Genomic DNA, 19680 nt, shown 5'->3' on the forward strand with positions numbered 1-19680 from the left:
CCGGTCCAGCAGACAGCCCCCAGGCTTTCAATCTTTTCTGAACATCTTTTTGTCCAGTTCAATCCATTGGGTGAAGTGTAAATTTCACCATACCCTCCCACTGCCATGGCCTCCTGCCCTGTCCAGATCACATTTCTGAAGCTTTCCGCCCAGGTAAATTCTTCCTGCCATTTTGTCCCATTAGTAGATGTGTAGACAACACCAGAGAAACTGGTAACCACAATCAGTGAATCTGTCCAGCAGACTGAAGAGAGTACTCCGTAATTGCTATCATTTACATATATTCTTTTCCATTGTGTTCCATCTGCAGACATAAAAGCATGAATAGCGCCATTATATCCGCCCACTGCAATTATCTGATCTCCTGCTTTGGCAACACCGTAAAATCTGCCGGATGAATAGGTGCAAACCCAGTTCTCCCCGTCTTCAGAAGTATAGATACCACTGTACCCGACTGCAACAAGCAGGTTTCCGGTCCATGTTACAGCATAGAAATCGACATCAAGGGAAACAGGAATTTTGGTCCATGATATCCCGTCAGGAGAGGTCAGAATGGTGTGGTATCCTCCCACAGCCACATACTTTTCTCCTGTCCAGATTACAGATCTGAGCGTCCAGTATGTTCCGGAGTTCTGCGCTGTCCAGACCACACCATCTGGAGATGTAAGTATTACTCCGTCCTCCCCGACTGTCACAAGCAGGCTGTCTGCCCAGATAACAGAGGTCAGATATTTTGTCGTTCCAGATGATTGCCGGGTCCACACCTCTTTATCGGTTGATGTCAAAATGGTTCCGCTGTCACCAACTACTACATATTGACTTCCGGTCCATGCCGCTGAGGAAAGGCTGTAACCTGTCGGTAAAGGGTACCTCCAGGTCCAGGATGACTGGCTGAAAGCACTGCATATTAACAGCAAAGTAAACATTCCGGCGGGTATGGTTGTTTCCGGCAGTCTTTTCATGATTCTTCCTGTGGTTTCATCATCACATTAATGGTGAACTGTGTCAAGATTTGTTTCTACTGTTTCTTTGCTGATATAAAGTTCCTCATTTAAGATTCTTTCATCAACAATTTTTATCTCGTTATTAAGTATCCAGCTCTTTATCAGGCTTTTATTAGTTGTAATAGCCGCTATATAAATTCCATAGCTGAAAAATGCTTCCGAGTTTTTTGCCGGCTCTACAGTCACACATCTACTGCCAAGATAGTTTGAATGTATGAAATAGAGCCTTTCTTGATATTTAAAGATAAGACCCACATGGTAGTCAAGCCCGCAAAATACAACCCGTCATCCCGCGTGAGAAAATACTCCAGTACTTTACTGTATGGGAGGCCTTCCAGCAGCTTCACACTGTCCATGACACTTATGGAGTAAGCCTCGGTGGACGGGCTCCCCTGGGCAAGCTTGAAGCGGTTTATTTTAAACCCGGCATCCCTGAGAACAGTGGAGACAAAATACCCGCAGGCCACAGTACCATTCCGAGGCACTTCCGTATGCCCTTCAAAAGACCATCGTGTCCTGTACCAGAAAGGAATCAATTCATACACGATCTGATCTGTGAGGAGTTTTCCGGCTTCATTTATTATCTGTTCTCTCTGCAGTTCTGTTTCTGCACTCTGAAAGACACCACGCACCGAGTCTCTTCTGGCACGCGCAGCAATTTTCACACTGTCATAACTCCCCTTCGGGCTGGCATTAAAAAGTCTGTTTTCAAGAGCAGAAATGACTGAGTCCTTTTCAGGCTGCAGCTTTTTTCGCCCTATAATTTTAAACTTCTGGTTTTGATTTACAGCTTTACTTGAATCTTCTGATGCACCAGCCTGACATCCGTAAAACAGTAAACTCGCAATAAGAAGAAGCATGCCGGATTTTTTACTCATATTGGTCTGTCCTGTTATTAAACCGGAGAAAACGATACTTCTTATAATGACACTTGAATTGTCTTAAACAGCTCAGCATCGGAAAGTTTCTTCCTTTGTGTTCTCTGTGGAATAACTCGTACCCATTATGCAGTACCCTGCGGGCAACTGTATAAACTACAATTTTTGTGTTTTTTAATGATTGGGATGATTGTAATGAATTGAATAGTAAGGAAAACCAAAAAGCTGATATTGGTAATTTCTCTGCACAGAAAGTACAATTTATATTACTATGCTGCCCTGAAATCCTTCGGTGCAGTCGGTTCATTCAGCAAATGAAAAAGGGGTCCACCATGTCACAGTTCAGATCGATTCTCTCTGCCTCTGTTCTCTTACTCTCAATGGCCTTTCCATCGATGGCGATCGTTGGTGTCGGAATCCACTGGGGAAACGACCTGACTCTCCGTATGGACGACGCCAAAGATGAGCAGCTTGGGTTAGCCGGGCTTAAAATTAATATCACTTCGATAGATAGCCAAGCCAATATGCCTCCAGAGTTGACCGAAATTTCCGCTGAAAACCTGCCTATATACATTAACCGGACAGGCTGGGACAGAACGCCGTTTAACTTTGGAGCCAAAATCTATATTGACATAATTCCTTTAATTGACGCGGTAGAATTTTCTTCAAACTTCGGATGGTGGGAATATGATGGTTCAATCAAATACCCCAAATCACTGGCATTTAAAAATGTAAACATTTCTGAAGTTGATGGCCCCGAAGATCTTTTTGAAGCAGAATATGATATTCTTCCAATCACAATGGAAGAATTCGATATGAGTTTCCTGGGTTTCAAGAAAACTCCTTACATGAAACTCAATTTCGACCTCACGGCCAGAAAGTACATAGCACAGTTTCCGAAGAGTGTCAAGCTGCTGAAGCTTTACGGGGGAGCAGGTCTCAGTGTGCATTTTGCCACACCAATTCTCAACAAAGGACTCATCGAGGATGCTCTCGGTGACGCTATCGAGGGTGCAAAGGATGTGGCAGAGTTAGGAACAGATATCTTTGCCAACAAAGAGGTAGCGAAAAAAATCATAAAAGAGATCACCTCCAACCTGATGACTCCTCACTGGGGATGTCATCTGGACCTTGGTGTAATGGTCAAGCTTCCGGTTATTCCGGTGGGGATCTATGTGGACGGGAAACTGATGATTCCTTTTGATAACATGGACAAGAATGTAGACCTGGGCGGAGCAGGATTTCTGCTTAACACAGGCATAAGCCTCTCATTTTAAATCATGAAAGGGTTTTAATGGATCGTTTGTGGGCACCCTGGAGAATGAAATATATCCAGGAAATAAGTAAAAAAGAGGACGGCTGTATATTTTGTACAAAGCCGAAACAATCAGATGACAAGAGCAACCTGATTCTTCACAGAGGGAAAAACTGCTTTGTCATTATGAATCTTTTCCCTTACAACAACGGGCACCTGATGGTTGTTCCCCATATGCACACATCCGATCCGCTCACCCTTGATAAAGAAAGTTCATCCGAACTGTGGGATCTTCTCTGCCTCTGCAAGAAAGTTCTTACAGAGGCAATACATCCTGACGCCTTTAATATCGGAATGAATATCGGCAGGGTTGCCGGAGCAGGTATCGATCAGCATATACACATGCACATAGTTCCAAGATGGAACGGAGATACCAATTTCATGCCGGTGCTGGGAGATACCAGGGTTATATCACAGGGGATTTCAGAGTGCTACGATTCATTGCTGCCGTTTTTCAAATCGCTGCAGTAAATCTCTCCAGGTGAGAGTCCCTCTCTGTAACGCCAGAGCCGTATCTCACCGTTTTTCATACTTGCGAAGTTGTAGTTGATAAGCCACGATCCGGTATTGCAGTAAATACCTGAATCAAACCTGCAGAGCTCTCCCTTGTGGGTATGGCCGAAGATCACAATATCATTGCCTTTTTTTAACAGATCCAGAGCATGCTGCCTGTACTCCCTTATTATGCTCTCATTTAGCAGAGGCCTGAGATATTTCCTGCTTGAGCCGGATACCAACGTCCCGAGTGCCACCCCGAGATCAGGATGAATCAGTTTATAAAGTTTCTGGTTAAAGTGGTTACGCAGAACCTTTTTCAGAACCCGATATCCGACATCCCTTTTTATAAGCCCGTCACCATGGTAGATGTGAACCTTTTTCCCCTGAATTTCTGCGTTGTAGTTCCCGTGATGAATGATTATACCAATTTCCTCTTTGAGAAAAGATCCCAGGGCAAAATCATGATTCCCTGCGAGATAGTGTATTTCAGTTCCCTGCTCGGAAACCTTTTTCAAAGCATGAAGGACCTGAAAATAATCGGCCCTGATAGAGGATTTGTATTCGATCCAGAAATCAAAGAGATCACCTACAATGATCAACTGGGACATCTCCGGGGAGATCTCCTGCAGCCATTTGAAAAAGGCTGCCTCTCTTTTTTCACATCCTTGCAGATCGATTCCAAAATGCGCATCAGAAATCAAATAAACGGTATCTTTTTCCATCGGACAATAACCGGAAATCCCCAAACAGTTTTATCGTGAGCCGACGATGCACGCAAGAAAAAAGGCGAACAAAGGTGTCCGCCCTGAAAACGAAACCGGTGTGTGATTGACAGTAAACCCCGGTTTATTCCCAGAGGTCATCTGTACTGTCTAAATCACTGGCCATATCGTCAAAATTTGCATTTTCATCATGGACATTGCCGAAATTCAATTCACGCATGTCCTCTTCACTTTGAATATCATCTTCAAGATATCTTTCATCTACGTCGCGCAGAATTTCATCAGCATCGAATTGTTCATCTAAAATCACTCAGTATCACCTCCCTCCGCGCCTTTCTGTAGCTTGAAGAAAAATGCAGATCAAATAATAATGAATTCTAAACATCTTGTCAATACCTTTTTGTTTTTTTTATTGAGAGTCCTTTTTACATTTGAGCGTAACTACGCATTGTGATCAAAAAAAATTGTATGTAATTCAATTTTCCGAAATCAGAATTCCTTTAAAAAGGCAGCCCGGCAGCAATTTCCAGTTTTCCGTCAAGATCCCAGTCCCCATCGAGCCTTACCCCATAATCAAGCCTTAAAAGTAGAAAAGGCCATGCAAACCTTATTCCCAAACCCACCGACCAGCGCAGATCTCCCGGGGAAAAATCACCCCAGGTCTCCCAGATATTTCCTGCATCAGCAAACAACGCTCCTCCAAGCCATCTGTAAACGGGAAAACGAAACTCAACCGCATTTACAGTCAATGCCAGTTTCCCGCCGATAATATCCTCCTGATCGTTTACCGGCGAAACCTCTTCCTCGTCATATCCCCGCACCGGCCTTATACCATCTTGACCTGTATAAAAAAGTGCATTTGGCGGCACAAACCGGCCATCTCTACCATACCCATTTACATACCCGGCCACTATCGCTGAGGATATCCCCCACCTTCTGTCCGGAAAACCCAGATATGCCCGGAGATCAATTATGGTCTTGTAAAACTGATTGCTCCACGACAAACCCGGTCCGGCTATCTGTTCTTCCAAATGCATATAAATTGCCGATCCAGGCATAAAAATATTGTCTCTGGTATCTCTTCTCAGCCATAGTCCCAGAAGAAAGGTGTTGAGATCCGGATTCTGCCCGGGAGGATCTCTCAGCCAATGCACCCGCTCCAGACGGTTCCATAAACGAAAACTGTTAAACTCACTGAATTCTCCACTCAAAGCAGCCTCACCACCATAAAAAACCCCAAAAAACGCATCCTCCTCCCTGCGGTTGATATAAGCAGTAAAATCAGCATCCAGTGGATATGAGAAAACCCATGGATAGAAATAGGTCAGCCGCAACCCTGAAAAATTAGAGGAGATTTCACCTGATCCGGTCAAACGATGCCCCAATCCGAAAAAGTTACGGTAAGATGTCTCCACCTGGGCGTAAAACCCACCCGCAGACTGATAACCACCCCCGATCTGCACTTGAAACATCTGTTCCAGTTCACGCACCTGAATCAATACCGGAACAACCACAGTATCCTCCCGAGCGGGTGTATAGAAAGTGTCGACAGGCTCTATTGCTGCTAAATCAAACAGGCTTGTGCTGTAAATGCCATCAATCGAGCTCTGAATCGATTCGGATGTCAACACCTGTCCGCTTCGGAATTTAAGCTCACGTGCCACAACCTCCTCCCTGACCCTGTCCAACCCCAGGAAATCAAACTCCCCGGCCACCACAAGCGGCCCCCGGTCGATTTCACAATTCACCTTTGCCATGCTGCCATTAGAATCCAATTCATAGCCACACACCACATCGGCAAACATGAAACCCTCACTGTTCAGACTCACCCTTAGCTCCTCCTGCAGGGAATCGATCCCGTCTAACATAAGAGGACTGCCCGGCTCCATTTTGCTTGACCTTAGCAGTCCGGGGGTTTCAACAACGGCATCACCGCTGATAATCACAGTATCTATTTGAGCCTGCTGCCCCTCATCGATAAAGAGAAAAATATCAACTCTTTGCCGGGAGGAATCATGGTTTAGTTTGGCCAAACCCACATTGGCCCTGAAAAAGCCATTTCTCATATAGAATTCCTGAAGTGCGGCAATATCATCTATCAATTGGGACAGAGTAAATTCGGATTTTTGGAAAATTCTCTCCGGCTGCAGGATCATCTGTTCCAGAAGCTCTTTTTCTTTTATGGAATCATTTCCAAAAATATTGATATCACCGACCAGCCATCGCTCCTGAGCCGGGATAGCTGAGATAATGAAGGCGGTGAGAAGAATCCATTTCACATTTTGGCCTTTGGGGAGGTGTTCCTGGTAAGCAAAGGGAATACCTATGCCAGGGGGGCTGGGGACGGACTATCTTTTTACTTTTATGCACCGGGGAAATTAAGGGTTTGTTTTAAAAGGGTGGCAAACCCAGCATCTGTGTGGAAAAAAAACCTGAAAATGCGAAATATAACAGCACAGGCTGAAGACCTGTCTGAGGGAAAAACTCAATCTGTTTGAATGATTCCTGGGAGATGTTAAGCTTGTGAAATGGTGTTCAATTTAACTCGTTAAGTCACCATTTCTCCTCCGAGGTGAAAAATTGACCCAAGACCGGGCAGGAGACGGACTATCTTTTTACTTTTTGCGCCAGGAAGAATTGAGAGCCTACTTAAGGAGGAAACTCAATCTATTCGAATATTTTCCTGGAGATTTGAGACTGGGAGCAATGTTCAATTTAAACTCATTAAGTCACTATTTCTCCTCCGAGGTGAAAAATTGACCCAAGACCGGGCAGAGGACGGACTATCTTTTTACTTTTTGCGTCAGGAAGAATTGAGAGCCTACTTAAGGGAATACACCTAAGCCCTTAAAAGAAAAAAGGTAGTCCATCCCCTTTCATTTAAGCGTTTATAAAAGTAAAAACATAGTCCGTCCCTTTTTACTTAAGCGCTTAAATCACCCCTATAAAAGGTGCCACCCTCCACCAACACTCCCCAACATATTAAACTGGAAAAAGTAACAAAAAAGGCTGGTCTCTATACAATTCTCAATGAGAATCGCTCTTCTTTATTATATCGTCGATTTCCTGCTGGATCTTGGCCTGATACAGCGCCTCCTCGATATCATGGGCCACTTTCTTCCCCTGCTCCAACACATTAGCCCTCTTCTCAAGCAGCGCCAGTTCCAATTCCCTTTTGCGGTTTTCCTCTTTGCGGATCTTCAGGAGCAACACACTATGCCCGATGGAGATCCCCAAAAGAAGAATAAATATCTGAATCAAATAAAAGAAGATCATTCCTTCGTTCATATTTAGCCTTATTTTAAAATTCATATCAATCGACAAGCAGTACCAATCTTAAATATATCTAAAACAGGAGGTAAATGCAATGTAATAAAAAAGCGTTTTTTGCGCTCTTCTGTTATTTTTCGCTAAATTCAAAAGCATCTGTATTGAAATTCATGCGCCTGGCAAAACTCAGCAGTTTCAGCAGCAACTCCCTGTCTTCAGTACGCACAGTGCCCCCCTCGTTTTCTTTAACCTTGAGGTAAAGGCTGCGTATGCTGCTGTTTAATATAGGATTAAAAATATCCTCCAGCTTGTGCTTATAAACAGGAATAGAGAACCGGTCCACCAGGTTAAGGAAAAACCTTATCCGATCACAGTGCTTTTCCTTCAAATTTTTAGCGAGATTGTTCAGTTCCAGGATAAGTAATTTTTCCAGAATAACAGCGGAGCCCTCCAGATTAAGCGGAATGTCGAACCTCTGAACAGTTCTTGTGAGTTCGAGAAGCTCTGCAAAAATCGCATCCTCGTTTCCACAGGTCTCCAGTCTCGCCATCAGCCGGTTCCACTGTTCCTGATAAACAAAAGAGAGCGGAGCCTTGCAATATTCGGGAATAAGGGAGCTCAGGCCAGAGAGAAGAGCCAGTTCCTTCTCATTCTTCTTCATCCATATACTGAACCGTGCATCGGTGTCTTTGGTAATCTTATGCAGCAAAAAGCTGGTCAGCTCATGCTGCGATGAAACAAAAGTATCGGCAAATTTGTAGGATTTAGCCTCAGCATGACCCATCCAGATCTCCGGACGCAGAGATTTTTTCTCCGGCAGGCATGATGAGGGCAGAACCCAGCCGGTAATTTCTGAATTGCTCCTGTTGACAACCAGTACAGACCAGACATCGCATTCACCGTTTGATTCGTTCTCCAGCTCGATATTGTAAGCATCATAGCAGAGTGCACCATTTTTGGTTGCCAGAACCTGATCCAGTTTTGCAGCATAACCAAAAAGCTCAAACTGCATTGTTTTTTTGATACCAAGTGTCTTCTGAATCGCTGCTGAAAAAGCCATAATCTTTCCATGTTCAAAATAGGAAAGCAATTCTTTTTCAAACAGTGTTCTTCCATTGGTATTGGGCAGATTACTTGGCGCCTTCTCCAGGTCGGCAAGAAAACTTTCCAGAGCAGCCTTTCTTTCAGACTCAGGCAGGCCCAACTGAAGCGCACGGCAGGCATAGGCAAGATTCTGTATCGATTCGATACCGCTTATGTCTGAAAAAAACCATCCGCAGGAGGTAAAGGAAAAAAGAGAGTATTTCTGAGCCTCCAGAAGCCTTCTGATCTTCAGGGTCTGCGCTCTGTCAAGCCCGGTAAATCCGCACTGTTTTTCCAGGAAACTTTTGAATTTCTTTATTGATGGTTCCCCTGAGATGGTTATGTATTTGTCTCTGACCTCCCAGGGGTCAACTTCATACTTCTCCAGTTGAGTCTGATATTCGTTATCGATTTTCTCCTGAAGTCTGGTGAGAGCATCTCTCATGGGACCGCGCCAGGTCTGTTTCCAGTGACTCTCTCCTCCCGTTTGACAACCACAGTCCCTCTTCCATCTGCCTACACCATGCGCACAGCTCCAGGCTGTTCCTTCACCAAAGGAATCCTTAAGGTTGACCTCGTACTGCGGAGGATTCTTCTCCAGGAAATAACCGAAATTCACGGGAATCATATCGAATTTACTGGCGACATTCTTGAAAAAATACGCCAGACACATGTCACCGAAAGGTTTATGATGACCGAAGGTCTCTCCGTCAGTGGCAATTGTTACAACCTGATCAGTCACACTGCTTTCATCATAACATGATCTCAGCTTATTCCCCAGAATATGGGCGTCCTTAAGCAGACCGCCGAAACTGACCTCTTTGGAGAGGCCCTCATCAAAAAAGAACACATCGAGATGCCCTGGCAGCCGCTGTCCATCCCGATTCCTGGGAAAGATACGGTAAGTGCGCCTGGTGTCTATCCCGTGGCTCACAGTGGAGATCCATTGTGCGTTCTCCTGCATCGGCCTGAAACACTCCGCCTGACTTGGAGACAATATTACAAATTTGATGTTCTCCTCAATAAGGCAGTTTACCGTTTCCATGTTAATAGCGGTCTCTGCGAGCCACATCCCTTCAGGATCACGTCCGAACCGCTTCTGAAAAAAGTGTTTGGACCATCGTATCTGCGTGAGCTGGTCCCGTCGTGAGGCCAGAGGCATTATAATGTGATTGTAAACCTGGGCAATAGCGTTTCCATGCCCCCCGAATCTCCTGCAGCTTTCGGCATCAGATTCGATGATGCGCCGGGCAGTCACGGGATGAAACTGTTCGAGCCATGAAAAGAGTGTCGGCCCAAAATTGAAACTCATGCTGAGATAATTGTTGTAGATGTCAACAATCATTCCCTTTGAGTCAAGCAGACGCGAATAGGCGTTTGGCCGGTAGCATTGATCATAGATCCGCTCATTCCAGTCATGATGAGGTGCGGCGGATGGTTGCCGCTCTATTCTGTTGATCCATGGATTTTCCCGCGGGGGCTGGTAAAAATGTCCATGTACTATCACATATTTTTTTGGTTGATCATTGCCAGTCATATTTTCTTCCGTCCGGGTATGTCACACTTCTGTTTTCCAGGCGGGTTTTGAGTATCCCGATCCCCTGTTCTATTATATCGTTCCTGGTATCATGAAAATTGTCGAACCACTTCTCTACCTCATCATTTATTCTCGTATAACACTTATCTCCTATCCTCTTGTCTCCAATCTGAATTTCCAGTGTGCTTTTCTGGCCATCGATAAGAACATTCCTGATCCATCTGATGCTCATGAGAAATCCTTTGAAACTGTTCCGATTACATTTTCGAGTTGATTTCAGAAAGGAAAATGCGTGCTTTACCGGAAAAAATATCGCCTGGGAACTCCATGACTATCCGCTTCATTATTCCCATGGCACTGTCTGTTTCACCTGTGCGGAATAATGCTTCTCCTTTATAATAGAGAAATTCCGGAGTAGGTTTGGACTCTTTCCAGGTTGAAAGCAGGCTTAAAGCAGCCCTGTTTTCCCCTCTGTCGATCAAAGCCCCCGCAAGATGAAGAATAAGATGTCCCTTGAGATCATCGGACACTTTCGCTTCTGCTAAAACTCCTGTTGCCTGCTGAGGTTTGCCGATGTAGATATTATATTCGATTTCTGCCCACGTATCAAGTGCTACAGTGGATTTGGCCAATCTCTGCATGCGGTACTTATATGAAAGCAGTTCCCCGGCATTATCCCATGAAGGCACGATTTTGACTTTTTTCAGGTATTCCAGAAACTCATCCATCCTGCGGCTGAAAAGAAGTGTCCGGATTTTCCACAATACGGTCAGTTTCTCCGATTTGTTTAAAAAAGTCGAACTTTTGACTGCATCTGCGGCCTTTTCCCGCTCACCTGTAAACAAATACTGCCTCAGGATAAGTGTGTCCCGTCCCAGAGATCTTGGAAGCGAATCGATAAGTGCTGACGCCTTGTTGAATTGTCCTGCATTCTGATAGAGAATCACGGCTTCGGCAATGGAATTATCGGTTCTGTATCCGGTACGTTCGATCCAGGTAATCGCCGAATCATCAGCACCTGTTTCCCGGAAAGAGCGATAAATGATTGTGGCAGCTTCTTTGTTCGGTTTTATTTCATAAAACTTCTTCGCTGCCTTTATAGCCTCCCTGTATTTTCGTCTTGAAAACCTGTTCTTTGCAGCATCGAGGAGCTTCTCTTGTATAGATGGCAAACGAGAGAGACTGAGTATTTCAATCTCCAGATCATAAAAACCAAGCCTCGAACAAGCATCAGCTGTCCAGGAAATGATCGTTGCGGAATCCGATCCCGGTTTGGCCAGACCGCAACTGAGAAATCCTTTAATGGCGCTGTCGGCTGCTGATGGCGACATCTCATCCAGAAAACCATTAAACTGGTTTAAAGCTACTGATGTCAGCCTCGGTTCAGCATCAATAAACCGGCAGACAAGACCTGGAATTCTCTTGAAATCACCAATTACGCTCTTCACCTTTGCCCACCTGAGCAGATCATGAGAATCGAGCTTACCCTCACTTTCAAAAACAGTGAAAATCCGGTCTGCCTCTTCCTGCTTTCCGGAATTTACAAGCGAAACAAAGACTTCATAGGGTGTACCGTTGCTTTTCTCCCAGATTCTGATGATTTCCTGCCAGTGGCGGGCATGACTCCTCAGTTTGCTCTTGTAACAATTCACCAGTGCCTCATTACTCAAATGATTTTTCGCAGACCACTTTTTTAAGAACGCCAGAACGGAATCACTGGAAGAAACCCCCTCAAGTAAACGGCAAAGACAAGTGTCTGCAGGCTCAGATCCAGGAAGGCATGCTGACCCATTCTTATCAGCAGCCCGGGAACAGGCAGCAGCAAAAAGGATTGTGAAGAAAATTGGAAGGTATAAAAATCTGAATTTCACTTTCGACCCGTCAAAACCCGGATTGGATTTTTCCTGCAACTTCAGCGAGTGTGTTTTTTATTCGGAAATGGATACGCCCCATCCCGCGCTTTTCCCTGTAATTGCGCGCCCAACCAATCTCCATGCTCCCCAGTTTTGACGGGAGGCGCACCCCCAGGCCGTATCCAAGCAGGAAACTGTGGTCATAGCGCAAACCGACTTCCTGCTTGAAGCCAGCTCCTCCATCAGTGAAAATAAATACAGATCCGGTTTTTATGAAATATAGAAGATATTCAAGTTGCCCATATACAACGGTTCTGAAAGGGAACTCGTTCTCAGCATATCCCCGGATTGAATTTGCTCCACCCACTCTGTACATCTCTGCAGGCACAAGCTCTTTTTCCGCGGTGATAATATGCTTTGATACAAGCCTTGTGACCACAGCCTGATTTCTGAACAACGGCAAGTGAATCCCGCCGGAAAAATCAAAATGAGACCGGGTGTATCGCTTGCTTTTTTTCGCCATCCCGCTTCCGGTTTCGATTAGAATCTCGCTTGAAAACTGTCCAGCCCTGTTTTCTTCGGGAATGCGATACAGAATCAGGTCAGCACCGTAAAAAGTACCATAATCGCCAATAGTGTCCTGTGAAGGGGTGGTTTCATTGACATTAAAACCTATCCCTGCCCGCCACATCGGTCCTGCCTCACCAACCAGCCTGAGTTTTGCGAAGACATACCCATATTGTTTCTGGATAACCTCCATACCCCCGCCGGCACTGACTGTCAGAGGCAGATTAAAGATCCACGGCTTTGACATGTGAAACTGAAGCCGCTGCTGGGTTCTATCACCTGCATACTCAAACTGTACAGATTCGCCACTATGAAACAGATTCAGGAAAGAAAAAAGCAGGTTTCCCTGTATCTGGGGTTTACCCTCAGTACTTTCCACCCCGATTGCCCCATCCAGCCCCAGACCGGACCTATCCACAATTTCCATCGGGACAGAAACTCTCTGGGCAGTATCCACTGGCTGTCCGGGGTTTGTCAGTACCGCCGGAGGCCCGGGAATCACATCGGCAATGTAGGATCTTGACCTGAGCCGTCTCTGTGATTCTTTCACCATTTCCATATCGAATACTTCACCCTCCCGGATCGTGATATCGTTCAGGAGCAGCTTTTTACTCGTCGAGTATTTACCGATAAGTTCTGGTGAAGAGAACCGGTATTTCTGATCGGCTTCAATGGTGAATTTGACAGAAATGGAGTCCCTCATTTCGGAACTGATCAGTTCTACCGCAACTGTTGCGAAAGGATAACCGGTGCGAGCCATGCAGTCGATTATATGTGCAGCCCGCTGATTGATCTTTCCGGCATCGTATAGAGCAGGAAGATCCATGGGTAAAAGTCCTTTGATAGAATCGGCCGGAAATCCGGAGATCGATTCCAATACCATTAAGCTTCGTGGGCCGGGGCAGATTCTCACCGAATTGGAAAGGGTATCCCATTGCTGGTTGAAGAAACCAAGAGAATCAAACAGGTTCCGGACCTGTACCGGTTTAGAAAACCGCTTTAACTGGAGGCAGTCAATGCTCTTATTCTTTGATTTGCATTCAGAAAGGGTGGAGTTACTTAACAGGAAGGAGATACATTCATTTGATGGTTTACCTGAAATTAGAACCGGAAAAATAAAAAGCAAGAAAATTGAAAGATAGACCCGCATTTCATGTAGACTTTTTTATTTCCGGTTATTTTCAGGGTTTGGTTCCCGACGGCATAGTTGTGCCGGGAACCTGAAGAACAGATGGGGGGAGGTAGTGCCTACACGCCCTGCCGTCTACGTTTCTCCATGATCTCTTTACCTTTCACGGAGTATTTGGCGACCGGTACTTCTTCCAGACGTTCAACCGGTATCAGTTCACCGGTTACCTTGCACACCCCATAGCTTCCCTCGTCGATCCTCTGAAGAGCCTCATCGATCTGCTCCAGATACTTCTGCTGACGCTCGGCAAGCCCCATAGAGAATTCTCTCCCGTAAGACAAAGATGCCACATCTCCCAGATGATAACTGTAGCGGGAGATTTCTCCGGCAGAATCAGAAATGGACTGCTTGAGATTGCTCTGCTGCAATTCATCCATCCCCTCAAGGACTTTCTGCTTTTCAGAAAGAAGTTTTTCCTTGAAATAATCCAATTGCTTTTTGGTCAGCTTCTTTGCCATTTGTTCCCTCCATCCAGCTCAGTAAGAAATTACCAAAAAATAGATTAGGTGATTCCGACATTCAACATTAGTGAAAAACCTGCGCCATTTAGATTGGCTTTGTTTAGGTAATAATACCATTTGAACAAAATTTTTACAAGGATATGGCCGGTTCTGGTTTAAATTGCATAAGCTGTGCCACATTTTTATCGCAGAATGTCCATCACAGATCTATTTTATTATCTTTTCAGAGACACACACACTTTTTCAGTATTTTCTTCTTTGACACTGAAAAAAATCTCATTAATACTGAAGTGGAGCAGATGAGTGACTAGAGTACAACAGGCAAAAGCCGGGATTATTACAGATGAAATCAAAAGGGCATCAACTCTTGAGGGTATCAATCCGGAGAAGCTCTGCAGCCTTATAGCAGACGGAACAGTTGTCCTTGTTAAAAACCGGCTTCGATCAATAGAACCGCTGCTTATCGGTCCACCTACCCGTATAAAAATCAACGCAAATATCGGCACCTCCTCCTCTCATGCAAGAATCGAAGATGAGATAGAAAAGATGAAGGTGGCGATTCATCATGGTGCGGATGCGATAATGGATCTCTCCACATCCGGTGACCTCGCAGCCATCAGAACCGAAATAATGAAGGAGAGCTCTGTTGCGGTTGGCACAGTACCACTCTATGAGATGGCGATGAGAGCCAGGGAAAACGGCAAATCGGTGCTGGAGATCACTGCTGATGATATGTTCGCAGTTATCGAGGAACATTGCAAGCAGGGTATCGATTTCCTCACACTCCACTGCGGGGTCAACATGCAAACTGTTTCCCGCTTCAAGGAGGTAAAAAGACTTGCCGGAGCCACAAGCAGGGGCGGAACCATAATAATGGAATGGATCCACTGCAACGGAAAGGAAAATCCTCTTTACGAACAATACGACAGGCTTCTTGACCTGCTTGCAGAGTACGATGTGGCAGTCAGCCTGGGTGACGGCTTCCGGCCCGGCGCTCTATATGATGCCACAGACCGGGTTCAGATCGAGGAACTGATCGTTCTTGGTGATCTTGTCAAAAGGGCCAGAGAAAGAAATGTCGGAGTGTTCGTTGAAGGTCCTGGCCATGTACCCCTCAATCAGGTAGCAGCCAACATTCAGATCGAGAAAACACTGTGTGAAAACGCACCATTCTACGTGCTTGGCCCTCTTGTGACCGATATATCCCCGGGATACGACCACATCTCTGCCGCAATAGGCGGTGCAGTTGCCGGGATGGCAGGGGCTGATTTCCTGTGCTATGTCACACCTGCCGAGCACCTTCGTCTCCCATCACTGGATGATGTGCGGGAAGGCGTTATAGCATCGAAAATTGCCGCTCACGCTGCAGATATAGCAAGGGGAAATCCCCACGCAATAGAATGGGACAACTCCATCTCCAGAGCAAAGGTGGATCTTGACTGGGAACGGATGCTCTCACTCTGTGTAGATCCGGAAAAAGCCCGAATCTACCGACAATCTCTCCCACCCTCAGATGATTCTTCTCTCTGCAGCATGTGTGGAGAGTTCTGCGCCATCAGGCGCTCAAAAACCATAACATCATAAGGGAGATTCTTTTGTCATACTTCTCCGTTAGCGGCACGATCCCTGAGGAGGAACTCGACACTCTCCAAGGCTACTGGTACTCCATCGGGGTACTGGGAAGCGAGGAGAGAGTTGTCTCCGAAGGTATACAGGTAACGGCCTACTTTAATGACAGGGAAGCTGCTCAGGTTGCTTTTGATGACCTCAAGAGACGCTCCCGGTTGCAGAATACAAGTTTAAAGGAAGTAAAAAACCAGGACTGGAACAGAAAATGGCGGGAATCGATGCAGCCGGCCCTTTTGGCTCCAGGTGTATGGGTCTCTCCTCTCTGGCTGCCGCCCTCAGCGGAAAAAACTGATACCTGGATCAAGATTGAACCCAAAATGGCTTTTGGAACAGGCCATCATGAAACCACCCGTCTGGCCAGCCGCGCCCTTCTATCCCGTAAAGAGTGGCTTAAAGGGAAAGTGCTGCTTGATATCGGGACTGGATCCGGAATCCTCTGCTTTGTAGCTGATCTCTGTGGTTCATCAAAAGCTCTCGGAATTGAAATCGATAAAGACTGCCTGGAAAACCTTTCTGAAAACCGTTCTCTTAATCCCCCCAACGGAAAAATCGGTTTCCTCATCGGAACACTTGACTGCATCCGTCCACAAAAAATTTTCGACATTGTCATTATGAATATGCTTATAAGTGAGTCAAAACCTCTGCTCCCCGCAGTGTCAGAGTTGCTCAGGGATGGAGGAATGATGATCTGGTCGGGAATTCTGAAGGAAGAGAGAGAGGAAGCAATCGAAGAGGCGCTCCGTATAGGATGCAGACTAGCTGGAGATGAGTCGGAGAACGAGTGGTGGTGCGGAATATTCTTAAAGTGAAAGTAAAGAGAGTGAAATGGATAGAGTAGAATATTCAAGCCAGTTCCTTACTCCTGAAAAATTCGACCAATTGAAAAAACGAGGCCTTTCCGGGCCGAACGGATGGCTCCTCTTCGTGGCATGTAATTCAGGTATCGACTTTGCCGAATCTGTCAGGCGCGAATATGAGGCCATGCTCCGGGAAAACAACAGTGAACTGGAATCAATCCCGCTGCTTGGAAGTTACAGTGAACCGATCACAACCATTTTTGCCGACAAGGAGACCTGCCCCAGGCTCAGACAGCATGTAGCCGGTTCCAATGCCTACGTTTTCCAGTGCGTTCATGAATTCATCTCTCCAAACACTGTCAACGAAAATATTCAGCAGCTCCTCCAGGTGATCCGGACACTGAGAGCACACAGAGCAAAAAGCATTACAGTTGTTACACCATATTACCCTTACTCAAGACAGGACAAGCCAAGTTTCCTTGCCAGGGAAGCAACGCTTGCCAGTCTGTTTTCAGATCAACTGAAGATCGCGGGTGCAAATATTCATCTCACATATCATCCGCATGCTCTCTCTCTTTACGGTTTTTATGAACCGGAAATGATGCTTGTTGCACTCAGCGGGCTCGATCTTTTTCTGGATATCTTCAGTCAATTCAAAGGCCGCGACGATGTCGTAGCAGTGTCAACTGATGCAGGCGGGGCAAAGATGACTGTGCACTTCTCCGATGCCATGGACATCCCATACGCGATTGCCAATAAATTCAGACCCGGGAAAGACCGCGCAAACCTCCTCGGAATTATCGGGGACATAAGCGACAAAAAAACAGCCATTATTACCGATGATGAGACTGTGACAGGCTCCTCCATTATTAACGCCTGCAGATGGCTTTACCAGAACGGAGTACATGAGATATACGCTGCAGTAAGCCATTTTAAAGTCAAAGAGGAGTACATTCCCAGAATTGTGGAACTTCATGAGAAGTTTGGATTGAAGGAGTTTCACACCACAGATTCGGTTCCTCAAATTCCCGCAATCAAAAATCTTAGTTTTGTCAAGGTTCATTCTCTGGCCAGAAGATTCGCAGCGACAATTAACCATCTGCATTATAATCAGTCTGTAAGCGAGCTTTTCCGGCTCTCGGAAGAGCACCTGATGTGAAACGGCATTGTGTGGTCGGAGGCTAATTTACTTCGATACCGATTCCGATACAGATTCCGATACCGACCCCGATTGAGAAGCAGAAAACAGAGGTTGAACCGTACCCTCCCGGAGTGCTAAAATAGAAAACAGCGGCTTTTTGCGTTTCCGCTCTGTGTAATCATTAGGCAAAAAAAATAATGAAGACATTCCCGCCTGAGAGAACATACTTCCTTCTCTCATTTTGTTTTTTCCTGATTTTCATTCCAATGGGAAATCTCCCATCGGACACTGAATACAGTGTGGCCACAGCAGCTTCTATTTGTGAAGGGAAACTTTCTGTGGAACCCACCGGGAATTTTCCAAACCTGAAAACAGGTCGTGATGGTCTCTCCTACAGCAAGTATGGAATCGCTTACGCATTTCTGTTCACTCCCGCTGCTTTCCTGGCGAAAACCACTGCAACAGTTATCCCTGTAGAAGAAATTTTTCTGCTCTATGGATTGGCGGTTTTTACAAATACTATAATAGCCTCCTTTACAATTCTTCTTTTCTTCAGATTGTTCCGTAAAATGGGATACTCAGGAAAAATCATTCTCTTAAGTATCATTTCCATTGCTGCGGGATCGATTCTTCTCCCTTACTCAAAGATAACCCATTCTGAAATCCCCACCACCGCACTGCTTCTTGTATTTCTGCTAAGAATGCTCTCAGGTGAAAACCTCGATATCAAAAATGGAAACATATACGGTCTCATCTCATCAGCACTGATTCTGCTTAAACCCGGGAATGTGATTTACTCAGGATGCATTATCGGATGGGGGATTTATCTCATTATCCGGAGGAGAGTTACACCAGCAGGGGTTGCGACACTCTTATTCTGGCCGGCAGCCGCAGTACTGATCATGGCAGGACTTAACATCTACCGGTTTGGAAACATCTTCGATACCGGGTATGGAGCGGAACAGAGCGCATTCACCACACCGCTTCTCACAGGTCTCGGCGGGCTGCTTTTCTCCCCATCAAAATCTCTTTTCCTCTTTTCCCCGCTCGTTATCTTATGCATTCTGTCAATCTATTCTGCCTGGAAAAAATACCGTAATCTTACTGCTATGGTTCTTCTTATGTTCCTGGGTAACCTTCTTTTCTATTCAAAATGGCATGACTGGCATGGAGGATGGTGCTGGGGACCGAGACTGATTCTCCCCTCCCTTATTATAACCCACATCTTTCTTCCCGAATTTATCAGTAAACTGAACAAAGGCTGTTTGAAAAAAGCTCTGTTTGTCTCTCTATTGTCAGCTGCCGTTATAATTAATTTGACAGGTGCACTGGTATGGTACCAGCAGATATACTATTTCCATACCGATCATCGCACGGTCACTGGTTCCCACCTCATTATAGCCGAAAAACTTTTAATCAATAAGCTCCAGGGGAAACCTGAAATTTACTCCTGCAGTGACTTTAAAAGTTACTGCTCAAGCATACAGCAATGGAATAATTTTGTAGATGGAGACAAAATTGATTTCAGTGATTTTCAGACTTTTCAGGGTCTCTCTACCTTATGGAGCGGATTAGCAAGAAACTATGGTCTGAATTTCATGTGGCTAATGCCGGTTTCGCTTCTTCTGATTGTCATTTCCATGGGTATCATACAATGGAAACAGTTAACAGGCCTGCAGAAGCAGAATGAATAACAAATTACATTTCGATACCGATTCCGATACCGATACCGACGA

The 19680-nt window shown here is 45.4% G+C and carries 19 protein-coding genes; 7 read left to right on the forward strand and 12 right to left on the reverse strand.

Going from position 1 to position 19680, the window contains the following annotated elements:
• The 3 genes from GX089_14770 to GX089_14780 form a co-directional block, all read right to left on the reverse strand.
• A partial coding sequence (locus tag GX089_14770) for a hypothetical protein (GenBank protein ID NLP03755.1) occupies nucleotides 1-962 on the reverse strand: 962 nt, incomplete at its 3' end.
• A 27-nt stretch (nucleotides 963-989) separates the two neighbouring features.
• A complete protein-coding gene (locus tag GX089_14775) occupies nucleotides 990-1190 on the reverse strand; it encodes a hypothetical protein (protein NLP03756.1) in 201 nt (66 codons plus the stop codon).
• Nucleotides 1187-1882 carry a hypothetical protein gene (locus GX089_14780; GenBank protein ID NLP03757.1) on the reverse strand — a complete coding sequence of 232 codons (696 nt, stop codon included), beginning with the start codon at nucleotides 1880-1882 and terminating at the stop codon, nucleotides 1187-1189. The genes GX089_14775 and GX089_14780 overlap by 4 nt, the downstream gene beginning before the upstream one ends.
• Nucleotides 1883-2214: 332 nt before the next feature.
• On the opposite strand from GX089_14780, the gene GX089_14785 reads away from it, so the two are divergent.
• Together GX089_14785 and GX089_14790 are read left to right on the forward strand one after the other, a co-directional pair.
• Nucleotides 2215-3159, forward strand: coding sequence for a hypothetical protein (locus GX089_14785; GenBank protein ID NLP03758.1), 945 nt, complete (start codon nucleotides 2215-2217; stop codon nucleotides 3157-3159).
• 17 nt (nucleotides 3160-3176) lie between these two features.
• Nucleotides 3177-3668: an HIT domain-containing protein gene (locus GX089_14790; GenBank protein NLP03759.1), complete on the forward strand. Its 492-nt coding sequence runs from the start codon at nucleotides 3177-3179 to the stop codon at nucleotides 3666-3668.
• On the opposite strand, the gene GX089_14795 is transcribed toward GX089_14790, so the two are convergent.
• The 8 genes from GX089_14795 to GX089_14830 all read right to left on the reverse strand — a co-directional run bounded on the left by GX089_14795 (nucleotide 3629) and on the right by GX089_14830 (nucleotide 13553).
• Nucleotides 3629-4417: a UDP-2,3-diacylglucosamine diphosphatase gene (locus GX089_14795; GenBank protein ID NLP03760.1), complete on the reverse strand. Its 789-nt coding sequence runs from the start codon at nucleotides 4415-4417 to the stop codon at nucleotides 3629-3631. The genes GX089_14790 and GX089_14795 overlap by 40 nt on opposite strands.
• Nucleotides 4418-4541: 124 nt before the next feature.
• Entirely contained in the window at nucleotides 4542-4727 is a 186-nt protein-coding gene (locus GX089_14800; GenBank protein NLP03761.1) for a hypothetical protein, read from the reverse strand.
• A gap of 190 nt (nucleotides 4728-4917) precedes the next feature.
• Nucleotides 4918-6696, reverse strand: coding sequence for a BamA/TamA family outer membrane protein (locus GX089_14805; protein ID NLP03762.1), 1779 nt, complete (start codon nucleotides 6694-6696; stop codon nucleotides 4918-4920).
• A gap of 748 nt (nucleotides 6697-7444) precedes the next feature.
• Complete coding sequence (locus GX089_14810) at nucleotides 7445-7678, reverse strand: hypothetical protein (protein NLP03763.1); 234 nt, start codon at nucleotides 7676-7678, stop codon at nucleotides 7445-7447.
• Between the two features lie 139 nt (nucleotides 7679-7817).
• On the reverse strand, nucleotides 7818-10307 hold the full coding sequence (locus GX089_14815) for a DUF3536 domain-containing protein (GenBank protein NLP03764.1): 2490 nt from the start codon (nucleotides 10305-10307) through the stop codon (nucleotides 7818-7820).
• Nucleotides 10294-10539 carry a hypothetical protein gene (locus GX089_14820; GenBank protein NLP03765.1) on the reverse strand — a complete coding sequence of 82 codons (246 nt, stop codon included), beginning with the start codon at nucleotides 10537-10539 and terminating at the stop codon, nucleotides 10294-10296. Before GX089_14820 ends, GX089_14815 begins: the two co-directional genes overlap by 14 nt.
• Before the next feature lie 25 nt (nucleotides 10540-10564).
• The gene (locus GX089_14825) at nucleotides 10565-11959 is read right to left on the reverse strand and encodes a hypothetical protein (protein ID NLP03766.1); all 1395 of its coding nucleotides are present in this window, start codon (nucleotides 11957-11959) and stop codon (nucleotides 10565-10567) included.
• 229 nt (nucleotides 11960-12188) lie between these two features.
• A complete protein-coding gene (locus tag GX089_14830) occupies nucleotides 12189-13553 on the reverse strand; it encodes a BamA/TamA family outer membrane protein (protein NLP03767.1) in 1365 nt (454 codons plus the stop codon).
• Here GX089_14830 and GX089_14835 point away from each other — a divergent pair.
• A complete protein-coding gene (locus tag GX089_14835) occupies nucleotides 13552-13869 on the forward strand; it encodes a hypothetical protein (protein ID NLP03768.1) in 318 nt (105 codons plus the stop codon). The genes GX089_14830 and GX089_14835 overlap by 2 nt on opposite strands.
• Nucleotides 13870-13975: 106 nt before the next feature.
• Here GX089_14835 and GX089_14840 read toward each other — a convergent pair whose 3' ends face one another.
• Nucleotides 13976-14374, reverse strand: a complete 399-nt coding sequence (locus GX089_14840) for a hypothetical protein (GenBank protein ID NLP03769.1) — start codon at nucleotides 14372-14374, stop codon at nucleotides 13976-13978.
• A 306-nt stretch (nucleotides 14375-14680) separates the two neighbouring features.
• On the opposite strand from GX089_14840, the gene thiC reads away from it, so the two are divergent.
• From thiC to GX089_14860, 4 genes are all read left to right on the forward strand, one after another.
• A complete protein-coding gene (thiC, locus tag GX089_14845) occupies nucleotides 14681-15961 on the forward strand; it encodes a phosphomethylpyrimidine synthase ThiC (protein NLP03770.1) in 1281 nt (426 codons plus the stop codon).
• 11 nt (nucleotides 15962-15972) lie between these two features.
• Complete coding sequence (locus GX089_14850; protein NLP03771.1) at nucleotides 15973-16815, forward strand: hypothetical protein; 843 nt, start codon at nucleotides 15973-15975, stop codon at nucleotides 16813-16815.
• A gap of 16 nt (nucleotides 16816-16831) precedes the next feature.
• Nucleotides 16832-17962: a ribose-phosphate pyrophosphokinase gene (locus GX089_14855; GenBank protein ID NLP03772.1), complete on the forward strand. Its 1131-nt coding sequence runs from the start codon at nucleotides 16832-16834 to the stop codon at nucleotides 17960-17962.
• Nucleotides 17963-18282: 320 nt separating this feature from the next.
• Entirely contained in the window at nucleotides 18283-19638 is a 1356-nt protein-coding gene (locus GX089_14860) for a hypothetical protein (protein ID NLP03773.1), read from the forward strand.
• Nucleotides 19639-19680 lie beyond the last annotated feature (42 nt).

This window comes from Fibrobacter sp. (assembly GCA_012523595.1).
In the GTDB taxonomy this organism is placed as follows: domain Bacteria; phylum Fibrobacterota; class Chitinivibrionia; order Chitinivibrionales; family Chitinispirillaceae; genus JAAYIG01.

Bases quoted from the DNA above. Each gene is read 5' to 3' on its own strand.
- GX089_14780 (NLP03757.1), bottom strand. From the start codon at position 1,882: ATGAGTAAAAAATCCGGCATGCTTCTTCTTATTGCGAGTTTACTGTTT.
- GX089_14785 (NLP03758.1), top strand. From the start codon at position 2,215: ATGTCACAGTTCAGATCGATTCTCTCTGCCTCTGTTCTCTTACTCTCA.
- GX089_14790 (NLP03759.1), top strand. From the start codon at position 3,177: ATGGATCGTTTGTGGGCACCCTGGAGAATGAAATATATCCAGGAAATA.
- GX089_14795 (NLP03760.1), bottom strand. From the start codon at position 4,417: ATGGAAAAAGATACCGTTTATTTGATTTCTGATGCGCATTTTGGAATC.
- GX089_14815 (NLP03764.1), bottom strand. From the start codon at position 10,307: ATGACTGGCAATGATCAACCAAAAAAATATGTGATAGTACATGGACAT.
- GX089_14820 (NLP03765.1), bottom strand. From the start codon at position 10,539: ATGAGCATCAGATGGATCAGGAATGTTCTTATCGATGGCCAGAAAAGC.
- GX089_14835 (NLP03768.1), top strand. From the start codon at position 13,552: ATGGGTAAAAGTCCTTTGATAGAATCGGCCGGAAATCCGGAGATCGAT.
- GX089_14830 (NLP03767.1), bottom strand. From the start codon at position 13,553: ATGGATCTTCCTGCTCTATACGATGCCGGAAAGATCAATCAGCGGGCT.
- GX089_14840 (NLP03769.1), bottom strand. From the start codon at position 14,374: ATGGCAAAGAAGCTGACCAAAAAGCAATTGGATTATTTCAAGGAAAAA.
- GX089_14855 (NLP03772.1), top strand. From the start codon at position 16,832: ATGGATAGAGTAGAATATTCAAGCCAGTTCCTTACTCCTGAAAAATTC.